Origin of the sequence: Mycobacterium sp. (assembly GCF_044370595.1) — a bacterium.
Classification (GTDB): domain Bacteria; phylum Actinomycetota; class Actinomycetes; order Mycobacteriales; family Mycobacteriaceae; genus Mycobacterium.
This window is the reverse complement of record NZ_JBILVF010000001.1, coordinates 1-16,518: the sequence shown is the minus strand read 5'-3', so window position 1 is coordinate 16,518 and position 16,518 is coordinate 1. Positions and strand designations below refer to the sequence as shown.

Annotated in this window: 19 protein-coding genes; 9 read left to right on the top strand and 10 right to left on the bottom strand. The window is 67.8% G+C overall.

The genetic code is table 11. The annotated features are described in order from the left end of the window. Positions 1-18: 18 nt before the first annotated feature. Genes ADBZ5N_RS00095 through ADBZ5N_RS00080 form a run of 4 tightly spaced genes read right to left on the bottom strand, consistent with a single transcriptional unit; the run spans position 19 to position 3,282 of the window. Positions 19-1,044: a sensor histidine kinase gene (locus ADBZ5N_RS00095; RefSeq protein WP_526255522.1), complete on the bottom strand. Its 1,026-nt coding sequence runs from the start codon at positions 1,042-1,044 to the stop codon at positions 19-21. Beyond that, the gene (locus ADBZ5N_RS00090; RefSeq protein WP_526255443.1) at positions 1,031-1,735 is read right to left on the bottom strand and encodes a response regulator transcription factor; all 705 of its coding nucleotides are present in this window, start codon (positions 1,733-1,735) and stop codon (positions 1,031-1,033) included. Before ADBZ5N_RS00090 ends, ADBZ5N_RS00095 begins: the two co-directional genes overlap by 14 nt. A 54-nt stretch (positions 1,736-1,789) precedes the next feature. Then, positions 1,790-2,905, bottom strand: coding sequence for an o-succinylbenzoate--CoA ligase (gene menE, locus ADBZ5N_RS00085; protein ID WP_526255521.1), 1,116 nt, complete (start codon positions 2,903-2,905; stop codon positions 1,790-1,792). Between the two features lie 50 nt (positions 2,906-2,955). Then, positions 2,956-3,282 (bottom strand): DUF3349 domain-containing protein, encoded by a 327-nt coding sequence (locus ADBZ5N_RS00080; protein WP_526255520.1) that lies wholly within the window; start codon positions 3,280-3,282, stop codon positions 2,956-2,958. Between the two features lie 237 nt (positions 3,283-3,519). Here ADBZ5N_RS00080 and ADBZ5N_RS00075 point away from each other — a divergent pair, with 237 nt between their 5' ends. Genes ADBZ5N_RS00075 through ADBZ5N_RS00065 form a run of 3 tightly spaced genes read left to right on the top strand, consistent with a single transcriptional unit; the run spans position 3,520 to position 5,415 of the window. Beyond that, positions 3,520-4,794 (top strand): inorganic phosphate transporter, encoded by a 1,275-nt coding sequence (locus tag ADBZ5N_RS00075; protein WP_526255442.1) that lies wholly within the window; start codon positions 3,520-3,522, stop codon positions 4,792-4,794. A 14-nt stretch (positions 4,795-4,808) separates the two neighbouring features. Next, positions 4,809-5,093 carry a hypothetical protein gene (locus ADBZ5N_RS00070; protein WP_526255441.1) on the top strand — a complete coding sequence of 95 codons (285 nt, stop codon included), beginning with the start codon at positions 4,809-4,811 and terminating at the stop codon, positions 5,091-5,093. Positions 5,094-5,103: 10 nt separating this feature from the next. After that, the gene (locus ADBZ5N_RS00065; RefSeq protein WP_526255440.1) at positions 5,104-5,415 is read left to right on the top strand and encodes a DUF3349 domain-containing protein; all 312 of its coding nucleotides are present in this window, start codon (positions 5,104-5,106) and stop codon (positions 5,413-5,415) included. Positions 5,416-5,421: 6 nt separating this feature from the next. On the opposite strand, the gene ADBZ5N_RS00060 is transcribed toward ADBZ5N_RS00065, so the two are convergent. From ADBZ5N_RS00060 to fadD8, 5 genes are all read right to left on the bottom strand, one after another. Then, positions 5,422-5,811 carry a VOC family protein gene (locus ADBZ5N_RS00060; protein ID WP_526255439.1) on the bottom strand — a complete coding sequence of 130 codons (390 nt, stop codon included), beginning with the start codon at positions 5,809-5,811 and terminating at the stop codon, positions 5,422-5,424. An 11-nt stretch (positions 5,812-5,822) separates the two neighbouring features. Then, positions 5,823-6,683 (bottom strand): SDR family oxidoreductase, encoded by an 861-nt coding sequence (locus tag ADBZ5N_RS00055; protein WP_526255438.1) that lies wholly within the window; start codon positions 6,681-6,683, stop codon positions 5,823-5,825. Between the two features lie 28 nt (positions 6,684-6,711). Beyond that, positions 6,712-7,626, bottom strand: a complete 915-nt coding sequence (locus ADBZ5N_RS00050) for a 1,4-dihydroxy-2-naphthoyl-CoA synthase (protein ID WP_526255437.1) — start codon at positions 7,624-7,626, stop codon at positions 6,712-6,714. Positions 7,627-7,718: 92 nt separating this feature from the next. Then, entirely contained in the window at positions 7,719-8,366 is a 648-nt protein-coding gene (locus ADBZ5N_RS00045) for an HAD family hydrolase (RefSeq protein ID WP_526255436.1), read from the bottom strand. Then, a complete protein-coding gene (gene fadD8 / locus ADBZ5N_RS00040) occupies positions 8,359-9,960 on the bottom strand; it encodes a fatty-acid--CoA ligase FadD8 (protein ID WP_526255435.1) in 1,602 nt (533 codons plus the stop codon). Before fadD8 ends, ADBZ5N_RS00045 begins: the two co-directional genes overlap by 8 nt. Positions 9,961-9,977: 17 nt before the next feature. Between fadD8 and ADBZ5N_RS00035 the strand changes: the two genes are divergently transcribed. Together ADBZ5N_RS00035 and ADBZ5N_RS00030 are read left to right on the top strand one after the other, a co-directional pair. Continuing rightward, on the top strand, positions 9,978-10,265 hold the full coding sequence (locus ADBZ5N_RS00035) for a DUF3253 domain-containing protein (RefSeq protein ID WP_526255434.1): 288 nt from the start codon (positions 9,978-9,980) through the stop codon (positions 10,263-10,265). Next, a complete protein-coding gene (locus tag ADBZ5N_RS00030) occupies positions 10,262-11,794 on the top strand; it encodes an MFS transporter (protein WP_526255433.1) in 1,533 nt (510 codons plus the stop codon). The genes ADBZ5N_RS00035 and ADBZ5N_RS00030 overlap by 4 nt, the downstream gene beginning before the upstream one ends. Before the next feature lie 16 nt (positions 11,795-11,810). Here ADBZ5N_RS00030 and ADBZ5N_RS00025 read toward each other — a convergent pair whose 3' ends face one another. Further along, on the bottom strand, positions 11,811-12,071 hold the full coding sequence (locus ADBZ5N_RS00025; protein WP_526255432.1) for a hypothetical protein: 261 nt from the start codon (positions 12,069-12,071) through the stop codon (positions 11,811-11,813). 179 nt (positions 12,072-12,250) lie between these two features. Between ADBZ5N_RS00025 and ADBZ5N_RS00020 the strand changes: the two genes are divergently transcribed. From ADBZ5N_RS00020 to menD, 4 genes are all read left to right on the top strand, one after another. Then, the gene (locus ADBZ5N_RS00020) at positions 12,251-13,819 is read left to right on the top strand and encodes a long-chain-fatty-acid--CoA ligase (RefSeq protein ID WP_526255431.1); all 1,569 of its coding nucleotides are present in this window, start codon (positions 12,251-12,253) and stop codon (positions 13,817-13,819) included. Positions 13,820-13,839: 20 nt separating this feature from the next. Continuing rightward, positions 13,840-14,805, top strand: coding sequence for an o-succinylbenzoate synthase (locus ADBZ5N_RS00015; RefSeq protein ID WP_526255430.1), 966 nt, complete (start codon positions 13,840-13,842; stop codon positions 14,803-14,805). Next, positions 14,802-15,587: an alpha/beta fold hydrolase gene (locus ADBZ5N_RS00010; RefSeq protein ID WP_526255429.1), complete on the top strand. Its 786-nt coding sequence runs from the start codon at positions 14,802-14,804 to the stop codon at positions 15,585-15,587. The genes ADBZ5N_RS00015 and ADBZ5N_RS00010 overlap by 4 nt, the downstream gene beginning before the upstream one ends. A 43-nt stretch (positions 15,588-15,630) precedes the next feature. Beyond that, a partial coding sequence (gene menD / locus ADBZ5N_RS00005; RefSeq protein WP_526255428.1) for a 2-succinyl-5-enolpyruvyl-6-hydroxy-3-cyclohexene-1-carboxylic-acid synthase occupies positions 15,631-16,518 on the top strand: 888 nt, incomplete at its 3' end.

The window sequence follows — 16,518 nt, the reverse complement described above, 5'->3', positions numbered from 1 at the left end:
CCGAACGCCGGCAGAAGGCTACTCGGCCGCCAGTGGCAGTCGCACTTCAAACCGGGCACCACGTGCCAGGTTGCGCGCCGACAGCGAACCCCGGTGTGCCCGAACCAGGCCTGCCGCGATCGCCAGGCCCAGTCCCGATCCGCTGGGCAGTGACGAATCCGATCGCGGCACGCGGTCATTGGAGCCGCGGTAGGCGACGTCGAACACTCGAGGCAGGTCAGCGGCGTCGATCCCCACCCCGGTGTCGTCCACCCGGGCCCAGGCGCCCTCCTGATCGACGCCCACGGCCAGGGTGACGGTGCCGCCGGCGGGTGTGTGCGCGATCGCGTTCGCGACCAGGTTGGACAACACGCGCACCAGGGCGCGATCGCTGCCGATCACCCGGACCGGATGTGCCGGCAACTCGGCTTGCAGTGCCACCCCGGCGCGTTCGGCGGCGATTCCGTGCGCGGACATCACATCGTCGACCACCTCGTCGAGCGCCACCCGTTCGTAGGGCGCGTTGACCGCGCCGGCGTTGATCTTGGCCATCTCGAAGAGGTCGTCGACCATCTCCTGCAGGCGGATGCTCTCGCCCTCGATCCGCTTGGCCTGAACTCGTACCTCGTCGTCGCTGACCACACCGTCGGCGATCGCCTCAGACAGCGCCCGGATCCCTGCCAGTGGGGTGCGCAGGTCGTGACTGACGAAGGCGACCAGTTGGCGTCGGGACTGCTCTGCGGCGGCCTCCGCGTCTTGAATCTCCTGTTCCCACACGGTCCTTCGGGCGAGGTAGCGTGCCATCATCACCGCGGAGGGCACGGTGACGACCGCGACGACCAGCAGCACGAGCGCAAGCGCACGGAAACTCGGTTGAGCCATGAACCGGCTGGCGCAGAACGCTCCGGCGAGCGTAGCCAGCGTCGGAATGAGCACCAGGACAACCATGCTGACCAACAGCGACCACGACCGGGCCAGCCTGATGATCAGCGCACCGAAGAGCACCACCGGCAGTGAGCAGCCCAGCGCGAGCAGTGCATCCCCGAACAACTCAGGCAGAGGCACGGTCACCGCCGCCGGCTTCGCCCCGCCAAAGGTAACCGCGCCCCCAGATGGTCTGGACGCGATGGTGGTCGCCCAGTTTGGAGCGCAGCCGCTTGACGTGGACGGTAACCGTCGACAAGTCTCCGAAATCCCAGTTCCACACCCGCTTGAGCAGTTCCTCCCGGGAGAACACGGTGTCGGTGTGGGTCAAGAAGAACAACAGCAGATCGAATTCCCGGTTGGTCAGGCCGACCGGTTCACCGGCGATGGTCACCGATCGGGACGCGGTGGAGACGGTCAGTTGGCCCACCGTGATCTCCAGTGGCACCGTCGACGGCGGCGCCGGGGTGCGGCGCAGCACAGAGCGCACCCGCAGCGCGAGTTCCCGTGGGCTGAAGGGCTTGGTCAGGTAGTCATCGGCGCCGGCCTCCAGGCCTGCGATCCGGTCGTCCTCCTCGCCGAGGGCGGTGAGCAGGATCACCGGCACGGTGTAGTCGCCGCCTTGGCGCAGGGTCCGGCACAGTGACAACCCGCTGGGGCCGGGCATCATCACGTCCAGGACGGCCACGTCGATCCGTTCGGTGCCCAGCACCCGCAAAGCTTCGCTGCCGTCGCCGGCCACCCGCACTTCGAGCCCGTCGCGTTCCAGGTAGCGCCGGACGACGTCGCGCACCACGGCGTCGTCGTCGGCGATCAGAACGCGGGCGGTCATAATTTCGAGCCTAACCGTGGCGGCAACGCAACCGGTTCTATCGTCACGCTTTCGTCACGGTGAGAACCGTTGGCGCAACGCCCGCCGGTCCAGTTTGCCGATGCCGAGGCGAGGGAGCTCCTCGACGAAGTGCAGTTCCCGCGGCGCCGCTTTGGCGTCCAGTGACCGGGCCACAAACTTGCGCAGTTCGGCCAGGGTGGGGCTCGCCGCAGCCGCGGCCGGCACTACCGCCACGGCCATTCGCTGGCCGAGTCGATCGTCAGGTACGGCGAACACCGCGCATTCGGCCACCCCCGGGTGCCGATTCAAGACCGCTTCGACCGGGCCGGGCAGAATCGTCAGCCCGCCGGTGTTGACCGCGTCATCGGTGCGGCCGAGCACCGACAGCCGGCCGGACGCGTCGAAGCATCCCCGGTCGTCGGTGTGGAACCACCCCGGCTCGCCGAACGGGTCGGGATGCGGGGGATTGCGGTACCCCGATGCCAGGGTGGCGCCCCCGATGACGATGCGTCCCTCCCCGGCCGGATCGGGGTCGTCGATGTGCACCTGCACACCGGCCAGGGGGACCCCGTCGTAGACGCACCCGCCGGCCGTCTCGCTGGAACCGTAGGTTCGTACCACGGTGATCCCGGCTTCGGCGGCACCGTCGAGCACCGGAGCCGGGGCCGGCCCGCCGCCGAGCAGAACGGCGTCCAAGTCGGCCAGCGCTGCGGTCGCGTCAGGGTCGGTCAGCGCGTTGGCCAGTTGGTTGGCCACCAGTGCGGTGTAGCGGCGGCCGGAGCCGAGTTCGGATACCGCCCTCGGCAGTTCGGCCGGGTCGAAACCGCCGGAGACGTCCAACTCGGCCGGAACCGTTCCGGCCAGCAGGCTGCGCACGAGAACCTGAACGCCGGCGATGTGGTGCGTCGGCAGGGCCAGCAGCCAGGTCCCCGGGCCGCCGAGGCGGTCATGGGTGGCCGAGGCGCTGGCGATCAATGCCGCCGCAGTCAGCATCGAGCCCTTCGGGGTGCCGGTGGTGCCGGAGGTGGGAATCACCAGGGCGATGTCATCGGCGATCTCGGCGCCGATCCGCAGTGCTGCCGCCAGCGATTCGCTCACTCTTAGATCGCAGGCCGGAACCGGAACCAGGGGGGAATCGCGACCGTCAAGGACTCCCAGCAGGGCGGTCATCAGCGACAATGCCGAAGGACCGGGCGGAACGATCAACGCCCGAAGGGTAGCTATCCGAACTCCTCGGTGCCGCGTTCGTCACTGCGTTCGTCACTGCGTTCGTCATCGAGGGGCCAGCCGTAAGCGGCGAGTTTGGCCCGCACCCGCTCGACCTCCGACGGTTGGGGCAGTTGGTCGGTGATCCGCAGAATCTCCGCACCGATGTCGATGAAGCCAAGCTGAGGAAGATGGCGGAGTTGGCCGGCCACCTCGATGATCTCGTCGGCGGTCAGGCGCCGGGACAACAACGCCAGGATCGGCAGGTAGTCATTGCGCGGAACGCCGTTGGGGTAGCCGGCCCGCAGCCAGGAGACGATGTTTCCGAGGAATCGGTTCACCGGTGTCACTCCTCAAAGCTGGACGCGCCGAAATCACTCGTCCCGATTTTAGGGTCTGTTGTTGCTCAGCGCTGCCCGTCCCTTCCGTCCGTTCCCGCGATTCAGCAAAGCCTCGACGTACGCGCAGTGAACTGCTGATGAACTCCTGATCCCCCCGGGTAAAGCCGCAGGTGGACCAAGGTCCCGACTCTGGCGGTAATTGGCCAAAATTCTTCGGCAAGGCCCACAATGACCGACATGGGGACAGAGATGATCATCCTGGTGTTGCTCATCGCCACCGCGCTGGCGTTCGACTTCACCAACGGGTTTCACGACACCGGCAACGCGATGGCGACCTCGATTGCCACCGGCGCCCTGAAGCCCAAAACCGCCGTGATACTCGCCGGCTTCCTGAACCTGATCGGCGCATTCCTCTCGGTCGAGGTCGCCATCACGGTGACGACGTCGGTACTGAAGGTTCAAGACAGTAAAACCGGGCAGCTACTGCCGGACATCGATGCCTCGATGGGGTTGACGATCATCTTCGCGGGCCTGATCGGCGGGATTCTCTGGAATCTGCTCACCTGGCTGTTCGGCATCCCCTCGAGTTCCTCGCACGCCCTGTTCGGTGGTCTGATCGGCGCCGGCTTGGCGGCCCTCGGCCTGGGCGGGGTGAACTGGCCCGGCGTGACGCAGAAGGTGCTCATCCCCGCCGTGGCTGCACCGGTGATCGCGGGCCTGGTCGCCGCATGCGGAACCTGGCTGGTCTACCGCATCACCCGCAAGGTGCTGCACCGGCGTCGCGAAGCGGGTTTCCGCTGGGGGCAGATCGCGACGGCCTCGCTGGTGGCCCTTGCGCACGGCACCAACGACGCGCAGAAAACAATGGGGGTGATCGCCCTTGCGCTGATCACCACCGGTCATCTCACCGGCGACGTCAAGAATGACGGCCTGCCGTTCTGGATCATCGCTAGCTGCGCCGTCGCCATCGGCTTGGGCACCTACCTCGGTGGCTGGCGGGTGATCCGGACACTGGGCAAGGGTCTGGTCGAAATCGAGTCGCCGCAGGGCCTGGCCGCGGAAGCCTCCTCGGCGGCGATCATCCTCAGCTCGAGCGCGGCCGGGATGGCGTTGTCCACTACCCACGTTGCGACCGGCTCGATCCTGGGCAGCGGTGTCGGAAAGCCCGGTGCGCAGGTGCGTTGGGCCGTTGCCGGCCGGATGGCGGTGGCCTGGCTGGTGACCCTGCCGGCCGCCGCGCTGGTCGGTGCACTGTCGTACTGGCTGTCCTACTTCGTGAAGTCGGCCACCGGGTCGGCGCTGGCCGGCGACGGTCTGATCTTCCTGATCCTGGTGGGATTGTCCTTCTACATGTGGTGGCGGGCGCAGCAGCAGAAGGTCGATCACAGCAACGTCAACGCCGATTGGGACGAGACAACGAATTCCGTTGTGCCCGCAGATGTTCGCGAGGCCAGCAGCGCCAAGGTCACTGTGAAGTCGTCCGAGGTTGCTCAACCAAAGACGCCGGTCTAGGAGGGGATTAGCTGATGCGTTATCTGGAGTCGATTCTCAACGTGCTGGTGGTGGGATTGGTTCTCGGGGCCGGACTGCCTGCGCTGTTCGCCACCGGGATGCTGGCCTACTCCTTCGGCGCCGGCGGCGAGGAGGCCGATCACCTCATCCACAAGCCAAACCCGGTGTTGAAGTACCTCGGGATCCTGCTGTTCGTGTTCGTCGCCCTGGTGATCGTCACGGCGGTCGCCTGGATCACCAGATCGACGATCGACCACCACTTCGGGGTGGACCTGTTTCCGATGTTCCCGAAGAAGTGAGGTAGCCGAGATGTCCGTGGAACACCAGGACGGTTTCGTCGACAACGTCGTCGGATGGCTACATGAGGGCTATCCGCACGGGGTGCCGCCCAAGGATTATTTCCCGCTGCTGGCGTTGCTGATGCGCTCGCTCACCGAGGAGGAAGTGGTCAAGGCGGCGCGGACGATCGTGCGGCAGGGTGATGCCGATACGCCGGTGAGCGAGCAGCAGATTCGCGACGCCATCCACGAGGTCACCGAGAAGGAACCCAACCCCGAAGAGGTTCATCAGGTCGCCGCTCGACTGGCCTCGGTGGGCTGGCCACTGGAGAACGGCCGCTGACCTCAGCTAGGGGCGGGGCATCGCACCGCGCAACGGGTGGTACTCGGGCACCTGCACGAAAATCAGGGTGATTCCGTCGGGGTCCTCGACATGCATTTCGAACAAGCCCCACGGTTCCTGGCGGGCCTCGCGTGCGATCGCGACCCCGCGGCCGCGCAATTCCTGCTGGGCGGCTTCGATATCGCGGACCTGCAACCACAACGCGCCCGGAAAGGGCCCCTCGGCATCGTCGGGCCGTCCGTGACCGGCGAGTTCGATCAGCGACTGACCGGCAAAAAAGACTGTGCCACCGGGATATTCGCGCGCGATCGCCAGTCCGATCGCGTCGCGGTAGAAGGCCAGAGAACTCTGGTAATCCTTCGGGCGGAAGAGAACACGGCTAGCGAGAATCTCCATGGCTGTCCCCATCAACTCGGTTGCATCCGTTGACGTTTGAGCACCGCGTTCAGCACGCCGGGCGCCACGACATCCAGGGCGCGGGCGCTGACGCCGAACCGCGGGGCGATCCGCACCGGGCGGTATCGGGCGGCGTCGATCATCCACTGCGCGGCTTCGCCCGGACTCAACGCGGGCATACCGGTGTAGGCCCTCGTGGGGGCGATCATCGGGGTGGCCACCAGCGGGTAGTACAGCGTCGTGGAATGCACGCCGTAGCGGGCCCACTCAGTCTCGATCACCCGACTCACCGCCGACAGTGCCGCCTTGGAAGCGTTGTAGACACCGAACAGTGGTGAGGCCTCGCTGAGCACTCCCCAGGTCGCGACGTTGATGATGTGGCCGTCCCGGCGCTCAATCATCCCGGGTGCCAAGCCACGGATGAGGCGCAGCGGGGAGTAGTAGTTCAACGTCATGGTGCGTTCGACGTCATGCCAGCGGTCCAGGGAGTCGGCCAGCGGCCGGCGGATCGAACGGCCGGCGTTGTTGACCAGGATGTCCACCCCGCCGAAGCGGGTCGCGACGGTGTCGGCGAGTTCGTCGACCGCGTCGAGGTCGGACAGATCGCACGGGATGGGGCTCGCGGTGCCGCCGGCCTTGCCGATCCGCTCGGAAAGGGCTTCCAACAGATCGGCCCGTCGGGCGACGGCGATCACCTCCGCACCCTCGCGCGCGAACCGTTCGGCCCCCGCCTCACCGATTCCAGAGGACGCCCCGGTGATCAGCACCCGCTTGCCGCGCAGGGGAATCCGGGAGGTGCTGGGTATCCGAAGCGGCGGCCGCATGCCCGTCAGGGCGATCGCCTCGGTGAGCTTGCGGCGCAGAGGATTCACGGGTGCCGAGTCTATAGTCGGCGGCTGGTCAGAAGTAGCGGGGGAACGGCGTCCAGTCGGGCTCGCGCTTCTGCAGGAATGCGTCCCGGCCCTCGACCGCCTCGTCGGTCATATAGGCCAGCCGGGTGGCCTCGCCGGCGAACAGTTGCTGGCCCACCAAGCCGTCGTCGAGCAGGTTGAACGCGAACTTCAACATCCGTTGCGCCTGAGGGGATTTGCCGTTGATCTCCTTGGCCCAGCGCAGGGCGACGTCCTCCAGGTCCGCATGATCGACCACCTCGTTGACCGCACCCATCTGGTGCATCTGTTCGGCGGTGTAGGTGCGGCCGAGGAAGAAGATCTCCCGGGCGAACTTCTGCCCCACCTGGCGGGCCAGGTAGGCGCTGCCGTAGCCGCCGTCGAAGCTGCCGACGTCGGCGTCGGTCTGCTTGAACCGCGCATGCTCGCGGCTGGCCAGGGTGAGGTCGCACACCACGTGCAGGCTGTGCCCCCCGCCGGCCGCCCAGCCGTTGACCAGGCAGATCACCGGTTTGGGCATGAACCGAATCAGCCGCTGAACCTCCAGGATGTGCAAGCGGCCGGCGCGGGCGGGATCGACGGTTTCGGCCGTCTCGCCCGCGGCGTACTGGTAGCCGGTGCGTCCCCGGATGCGCTGATCCCCACCCGAGCAGAACGCCCAGCCGCCGTCTTTGGCCGACGGCCCGTTTCCGGTGAGCAGCACCACCCCCACATCCGGGGACATCCGAGCGTGGTCCAGCGTCCGGTAGAGCTCGTCGACGGTGTGCGGCCGGAAGGCGTTACGGATCTCAGGCCGGTTGAAGGCCACCCGTACCGTCGGCTGCCGTTCGCCGTCATGGACGTGTCGGTGGTAGGTGATGTCGGTGAGGTCCTCGAAACCCCCGACGGTGGTCCAGAGTGCGGGAGTGAACGGGTTGTCGCTCACGCACGTGACGGTAGTCCACCGCGTTCGACCCGCCGAGCGTTAACCCAGCGTCACATTCGGTGCCCAGCGTGACGCTGGCGTAACGCTTGGCGTTAGAGGGCGATGCGGTGTTCGCGCAGCGCCGCTACCAGCCCGGCCGGCCGTTCGCTGATCGGCAGCGGATCGACCAACCCGAAGGAACACCCCAGGGCGCAGGCCGCCCCGTCGTTCTCCACGCTGTCGCCGACCATCAGGGTCTCGGCGGCCGCCACACCCAACGCGCTCAGCGCCGCCTGGAAGATCCGCGGGTCGGGTTTGGCGGCACCGACTTCGAAAGACAGCACGTATTCGTCGGCCTGTGCCCCGGCGGAGGTCAGGACGCTGCGAATATCCCAGGCGATGTTCGACACAACGGCGGTACGAATACCGTTGGCCCGCAGGGTTTTCAACACCGCAGCAGTGTCGGGGTACAGCTGCCACTCCGCCGGGTCGATGCAGCGCTGGTAGAGCGATTCGGCGTGCCCTTGGGCCAGTCCGGATTCCCGCAGCACATGGAGGTAGGCCTCCCGGTGTGACTCCGGGTCGAGGTCGCGGAGATCCCAGGCGTGATGGGTGACCGTCGCGGTGGGGTGTGTCAGGCGGTCCATCACCGTCGCCCGCATCTGCTGGTCGAGTCCCATGCCGGCGAACCAGTTGTCGCTCTCCTCAAGCCGGGCCAGGGTGCCGGAGAAGTCGAACAGGACCGCCCGCACCTCACCCAATGGACCGCTCCGTACCCTTCCAGAACTGCGCGCGCACCGCCTTCTTGTCGGGCTTACCCAGGGCGGTCACCGGAACCGACTCGGCGACGATCACCTGTTTGGGTGCCTGCACCGACCCTTTACGGTCCTTGACCGTGGCCTGGATCTCGGCGGTCAGGGCCGCAACCGCGTCAGTGTCCGACGGGTGTCCCGGCCGCAGCACGATCACCGCCGTCACCGCCTCACCCCACTTGTCGTCGGGGGTGCCGATCACACAGACCTGCGCGACGGCCGGGTGCTCGGCGACGACGTCCTCCACCTCCCGGGGGAACACGTTGAAGCCGCCCGTCACGATCATGTCCTTGACCCGGTCGACGATGTACCAGAAGCCCTCGTCGTCCTCCCTGGCCATATCGCCGGTGCGCAGCCAGCCGCCGGTGAACGTCGTGGCGGTCTCCTCGGGCAGATTCCAGTACCCACCGGCCAGTAGTGGCCCGGACACACAGATCTCGCCGACGTCGCCCTGTGGCACCGGATTTCCGTCGGCATCCAGCAAGGCGGTGCGGGCGAAGAGGGTCGGGCGTCCGCACGAGGTGAGCCGCTTCTCATCGTGGTCGCCTTTGGCCAGATACGTGATCACCATCGGAGCCTCGGACTGCCCGTAGTACTGGGCGAAGATCGGCCCGAACCGGCGGATGGCTTCGGCCAGGCGCACCGGGTTCATTGCCGACGCGCCGTAGTACACCGTCTCCAGTGACGACAGGTCGCGGGTGTCGGAGTCAGGATGGTCCATCAGCGCGTAAATCATCGATGGCACCAGCATGGTGGCGGTGATCCGGCGTTCCTCGATCACCCGAAGCACCTCGGCCGGGTCGAATCTGGGCAGCACGATCATCTCTCCGCCCTTGACGATCGTCGGCACGAAGAACGCCGCACCGGCATGCGAGAGCGGTGTGCACATCAAGAACCGGGGGTGCTGCGGCCATTCCCACTCGGCAAGCTGCGCGGTGGTCATCGTCAGGATCGAACTCACCGTTCCGATCACGCCCTTGGGTTTGCCGGTGGTGCCGCCGGTGTAGGTCAGCCCGCCGATGTGGTCGGGCGGAAGATCAGCCGCCACCAACGGTTTCGGTGAATACTTCGCCGCCTCGGCGATCAGATCGACACCCACCTCGGCGAGTTCGGGGGGGACCGGCCCCAGTGTGAGGATCCGGCTCAGCGAGGGAACTTTCTCCAGCAGGCCCACCGCCCGTTCGGCGAACATCGGATTGGGGTCGATGATCAACGCTGTCGCCCCGGCATCGGACAGGACGTAGGCGTGGTCGTCCAGCGACCCTAGGGGGTGCAACGCGGTGCGGCGGTAGCCCTGCGTCTGCCCGGCCCCGATGATCATCAGCACCTCGGGGCGGTTGAGCGACAGCAGGCCCACCGTCGCGCCGGTGCCCGCCCCCAGGGCTTCGAAAGCTTGGATGTATTGGCTGATCCGCATCGCCAGTTCGCCGCCGGTGAGGGTGGTGTCACCGAGGAACAGCACAGGCTTGTCCCGGTGGCGCTTCAGCGCTCCGACAGTCAGGTGCCCCGCATGCAGGGGGTGGCGCAGCAGATCGTCGGTCATGGGTGCAACATTAGAACGTGTTCCAATTCGGAGCCAGTGAGTCCGAAGCTCTCCAGGTAGCGATACGCCAACTACTCGGCCTGCGCCCGGGAAGCATCTGCCCGTCAGAGGCCGCCCGGGTGGTCGGCGGGACACAGTGGCGTGAATTGATGACACCCGTCCGGGAAGCGGCGCGCGTGCTCGCCCGGGCCGGTGAGGTCGAGATCACCCAGAAGGGCGCTGTCGTCGACCCCGACGGACAGTGGCGCGGACCGATCCGCATCCGGGCCACCCGGGCCGGGAGTGGGACTAGCATCGGCGAATGACGAACCCGGCGGCGCCGAACCACGTCAGCGGTGTAGCCGCCACGATGACCATCGTCGCGATGGGACTGGGCTACAGCATCACCGCTGCCGATCCGGCGACGCTGTCGACGAACCTTTCCGAAGTGCGCAAGGGGCTCCAATTCAGCCCTGGCACAGCGAGTTTCCTGGCCAGCCTGTGCACTCTGACGCTGGCTGCGGCGGTGCTGGGCGCCGGTGCGCTCGGCGACCTGCACGGGATGAAGCGCATGTTCGTCATCGGCGTCGGCGGCTCGATCGTCTTCGGGTTGCTCGGCGCGGCGGCGCCGCACGTCGCGGTCCTGATCATCGCCCGGGCGGGTCTGGGCGTGGCGTTCGCGTTCGTTCTGGGACTGTCGCTGGCGATCGTCAACGCCGTCTTTCCGCCCGGCGGCCGAGCCGCCGCCATCGCCGCCTACCTCGGTGCCGGGCACGCACTGGCGGTGTTCCAGCCGGCTCTGGGCAGTTGGCTGGCCGGCCAGTACGGCTGGCGGGCCTGCTTGTTGGTGACGCCCGCGCTGGCCTTGCTGACCCTGTTCATCACGGCGCGCTTCGTTCCCGAGACCGCCCGGGACGAACGCACACTGGACATCCCCGGCATCCTGCTGATCGCCGCGGCGCTGATCACCGTCATCTATGGCCTCACCGAATTGCAGGGCGGTTTCAGCACTGGGGCACTGGCACTGATCGCCATCGGGCTCGCCCTCGGTGTGGCCTTCGTGCTGTGGGAACTGCGCGCCCAAGCCCCGGCATTGGACATGCGGCTGTTCAGGTCGGGCCGGTTCAACGCCGCTCTGATCGCCGGTGCCGCATTCAACTTTCTCGGCGGCGGCGGCACGCTGCTGTTCGCCTACTACCTGGTGACCATCCGCGGCAAGTCACCGGAACTGCTCGGCCTGCTGCTCATCCCCGCCATGTTGGTGGCCTCGGCCGCCGCGGTCGCGGCGGGCAAGGCGGTGATCCGGTTCGGCGAGCGGGCAGTGCTGGTGGCCGGCCTGGCGGTACTGGTCGTCAGCATGGTGATGCTGGTTGGCCTCGACGGGCGCACCCCGATCGCGGTTCTCGGTGTCGCCGTCGCCCTCAATGCGATCGGCGGAGCGGTCGTACAGACACCGCAGTCGACGATCATGATGTCCAGCGCCCCACCTGAACTTGGCGGTGCGGTTTCGGCGGTCAAACCCGCGATCGGGCAGGCCGCCTATTCGCTGGGGCCGGCCTTGTTCGCTCTTGTCGGCACCACCCTGTTCCTGAATGACGCCCGGCGCAAGCTGGAAGGGTCCGGGATCAGCGAGGAACAGGCCCGTGAAGCGCTGCGAGTCGCCCACGGAGGCGCACCCAGCCCGGCGTCTGGCAGTGAGGTCCTCGACCCCGACCAGGCGCGGTGGGTGGTCTCCGAGGCCGCTGACAGTTGGCTGGGCGCCATCCGGGAGGTGAGCCTCATCATGGCGGTGGTGCCGGCCGCGGCGATCGTCGCGGCGCTGGTGCTGCTGCGACCTCGGAGCCCCGGGCAGTGACCAGGGCGCTGACCGGTCAGTGGCCGATGCAGCTGCTGGCTGCTGCGGTCGGCTGGCCCGGGGCGTCGTAGGCGGCTACCTGGGCGGCCCGGGTCAGCGGGTTGAGCATCGTGGGGGCCATGCCGGAGACGGGCGCGGTCACGCAGGTGGCGGCCGAGCCGGTGCCCGGCTGGGCCTGGGCCGGCGCACCGAGGGCTATGCCGCCGGCCATGATCCCGGCCGCGAGAGCCGATCCGGTCAGTGCGTTGACGATGCGGCGGGTGATGGTGGTGGTCATCTCGATTCCTTTGCTCTGGTCGGCCCTCCCGGCTGGTTTCCCGGGCTGGTGAAGCCCACTCTGCAGGGCGTTGTTCGCCACGACCGTCAACCGGCTGGCCGTTATGGGAGGGGACACCGGTATCAACCGATTGGGGGAAATCGGCCAAGAACGATGCTCGGAGTGGCACCCTGTCCGGTATGGAGCAGACTGCCGAACCGCTTTTTCTCGATGAACGGCTGGCCCACTGGGCTCAGGTCAAGCCCGACGAGGAGGCCATCAGCTACCTGGGCCGCAGCTTCACCTGGGCACAGTTCAACGACCGGGTGCGCCGACTTGCCGGGGCGCTGGCCGACCGCGGCATCGGCCGCGGCGACGTGGTGGCGTTCCTGGACAAGAACCACCCGGCCTGTGTGGAGACCACCATGGCCGCCGCCAGCCTGGGCGCGGCGACCGCGATCATCAACTTCCGCCTCGCCGGATCGGAAATGGATTACGTCCTGGGCGACTGCGGCGCCAAAATCATCATCGTCGGCGCCGAACTGAAGGATTCGATCGACGCGATCCGCGACCGGCTCACCCACGTCGAGCACGTCATCACCGTCACCCCGGAAGGAGCGGACGGCGACGAGTACGAGGCGATGCTGGCCGCCGCAACCCCCCGTGACCGCGGCGCCGACGTCACCCCCGAGGACGTCTGCGTGATCATGTACTCCTCGGGCACCACCGGAAACCCGAAGGGAATCCGGCTCAGCCAGGCCAATCTGATGGCGCACACCATCAACTCCAACACCTTCGAGTTCGACGCCGACGACAAGAGCATGGTGTCGATGCCGTTGTTCCATGTCGGCGGTTCGTCCTATATGCAGTTCGGTATCCACGCCGGGATCCCGAGCATCATGACCCGCGAGGTCGACGGGGCCTCCCTGGCCGGGGCGATGCTGGCCGGGGCCACCCGGACCTTCCTGGTGCCCGCGGTGCTGGCCAAAGTGATGGAGATGGGGCCCGACGCCATCAAGCTGTTCAACCGACTGCGCACCTTCGTCTACGGCGCCTCGCCGATGCCGCCCACCCTGCTGAAGCAGGCACTGGCGGAGTTCCCCAACACCGAATTCGTCCAGGTGTACGGCCTGACCGAGGTGTGCGGCGCGGTCACCCAACTGTCCCCGGAGGCCCACCGCGACGAATCCCGGCCGGAGCGGATCACCAGCGCCGGCCAACCCTCCCGGCAGGTCGAGGTGCGGGTGGTCAACCCCGACACCCTCGAAGACGTCCCCGCCGGCGAACCGGGCGAATTGTGGTTCCGCACACCGCAGTTGATGGAGGGCTACCACAACAGGCCGGAGGCCACCGCCGAGGCGATCACCGCGGACGGCTGGTTCCGCACCGGCGATATCGGCCGCATCGACGACGGCGGGTTCGTGTTCGTCGAGGACCGACTCAAGGACATGATCATCTCCGGCGGAGAGAACATCTATTCGGTGGAGGTGGAGCGGGCGCTGACCGACCATCCCGCCGTGATGGACGCCGCCGTGTTCGGTATCCCTGACGAAAAGTGGGGCGAGTCGGTGAAGGGCGTCGTCGAACTCTATGCCGGGCAGCAAGCGTCACCGGAGGAACTGATCGCATGGTGCCGGGACAGGCTGGCCGGCTACAAGTGCCCGCGCAGCGTCGACATCATGGATGTGCTGCCCCGCAACCCCACCGGGAAACTGCTCAAGAAGGATCTGCGTAAGCCGTATTGGGAGAACCGCGAACGCGCCATCTGATGGCGTCGGCGCGCTGATCGATGCTGCCGCCGCTGAGCGACCTGCTGGACCGCCTGCACGTCGTCGCACTGCCGATGCGGGTGCGGTTCCGCGGTATCACTGTGCGTGAGGTGGCGCTCATCGACGGCCCGTTCGGCTGGGGTGAGTTCGGCGCGTTCCTGGAATACCCGGCTTCGGAGGCCGCGCACTGGCTGGCCTCGGCGATCGAATCCGCCTACACCGCAGGGCCTTCGGGGTTACGGGAGCGCATTCCGGTCAACGCCACCGTGCCGGCGGTTACCCCCGAGCAGGTGCCCGGGGTGCTGGCCCGGTTCCCCGGTTGCACAACGGCCAAGGTCAAGGTGGCCGAGCCCGGGCAGACGCTGGCCGACGACATCGCCCGGGTAAACGCCGTCCGCGCGGTGATGCCGACCGTCCGGGTGGACGCCAACGGCGGGTGGACCGTGGCTGAGGCGGTGTCGGCGGCGAAGGCGTTGACCGCCGACGGGCCCCTGGAGTATCTGGAGCAGCCGTGCCGGACGGTGCCCGAACTCGCCGAGGTGCGGCGCCGGGTGCAGGTGCCGGTGGCCGCCGACGAGAGCATCCGCAAAGCCGAGGACCCGCTGGCGGTGGTGCGGGCCGGTGCCGCCGACATCGCGGTGCTCAAAGTTGCACCCCTCGGTGGGGTGAGCGCCCTGCTCGACATCGCCGGCCAGATCGACGTCCCGGTAGTGGTCTCCAGCGCGTTGGACTCCGCGGTCGGCATCGCCGCCGGCCTGGCCGCCGCGTCGGCGTTGCCCCGGTTGGAGCACGCCTGCGGATTGGGCACCGGCGGATTGTTCGTCACCGACGTCGCCGACCTGCAACCCCTCGACGGCTACCTGACCGTCAGCGCCGTCATCCCGGATCCGGCGCGGGTGTCTGACCTGGCCGCCCCGGCTGAGCGCCGCGACTGGTGGATCGCCCGCGTGCGGCAGTGCCACGCACTGCTACCGTCGCGGCCGTGACCAACCTGGCCTACGACGACACCGGCACCGGTGACCCGGTGCTGTTCATCGCCGGAACCGGCGGCGCCGGACGCACCTGGCACATCCACCAGGTGCCGGTTTTCCAGCGGGCCGGCTACCGCTGCGTCACCTTCGACAACCGCGGGGTGGGCGCCACCGAGAACGCCGACGGATTCTCCACCGCCCAGATGGTCGCCGACACCGTCGAGATCATCGAGACCGTCATCGGCGGCCCGACTCGGGTGGTGGCGATGTCGATGGGCGCCTTCATCGCCCAGGAACTGATGCTGGTTCGTCCCGACCTGGTCCGGCAGGCGGTGCTGATGGGCACCCGCGGCCGCGTCGACACCACCCGGATCGCCTTCCGGACCGCCGACGAGGAACTCGCCGAGGCCGGCATCGAACTGCCCAACTCCTACGCGGCCAAGGTGCGGATCCTGGAGAACTTCTCGCCGAAGACCATCAACTCCCCGGCGATCGACGAGTGGCTGCAGATGTTCACCGCGTTCCCGCTCAAACGGACCCCCGGGTGGCGCGCACAATTGGGCGTCGCACCGCATGAGAGCCGACTGCCGGCCTACCGGTCAATCCCCACCGAAGTCCTGGTGATCGGTTTCGCCGACGATGTGATCACCCCGCCGGCACTGGGCCGGGAGGTGGCCGACGCCATCCCGGGCGGCCGGTACGTCCAGATCGCCAACGCCGGCCATCTGGGTTTTCTGGAACGTTACGACCCGGTCAACCGGACCATGCTGGACTTCTTCGCCGGAACGCCCGTGTAACAGCCGCCTGTGATCATCGGAGGGGCTGTGCCACGCTGTAAGGGTGAACCCCTCGACGACACAGGCGCGGGTCGTCGTCGACGAATTGATCCGCGGCGGCGTGCGCGATGTGGTGCTCTGCCCCGGTTCGCGTAATGCGCCACTGGCGTTCGCGCTGGCTGACGCCGACCGGGCCGGCCGGCTACGACTGCACGTCCGCATCGACGAGCGGACCGCCGGCTTCCTGGCCGTGGGACTGGCCGTCGGGAGCGGGCGGCCGGTTCCGATCGCCATGACTTCCGGGACGGCGGTGGCCAACCTCGGCCCGGCGGTCGTGGAGGCCAATTACGCACGGGTGCCACTGATCGTCCTGTCGGCGAACCGGCCCTACGAACTGCTCGGCACCGGTGCCAACCAGACCATGGAACAGTTGGGCTACTTCGGCAGTCAGGCCCGCGCGGCGATCAGCCTCGGACTCGCTGAAGATGCCCCGGACCGGCTCGACGGCCTCAACGCCCAGTGGCGTTCGGCCACCTGCCGCGTGCTGGCCGCGGCCACCGGCGCGCGCAGCGCCAACGCCGGGCCGGTGCAGTTCGACATACCGCTGCGCGAACCCCTTGTGCCGGAAGCAGATTCGAACCCTGAGGACTTCCCGCAGGGTCGGCCCGACGGTATGCCGTGGACCTACACCCCGCCGGTGAACTTCGACGAGCCGGTGCAGATCGACCTGACCGCCGACACCGTGGTCATCGCCGGGCACGGTGCGGGGGTGCATCCTGACCTGTCCCACCTGCCCACCGTCTCTGAGCCCACGGCCCCGCCCGCGGCCAACCCGCTGCATCCGCTGGCGTTGACCCTGCTGCGGCCCCGGCAGGTCATCATGCTGGGCCGGCCCACCCTGCACCGGCCGGTCTCGGCGCTGCTGGCTGATCCCGAGGTGCCGGTGTACGCG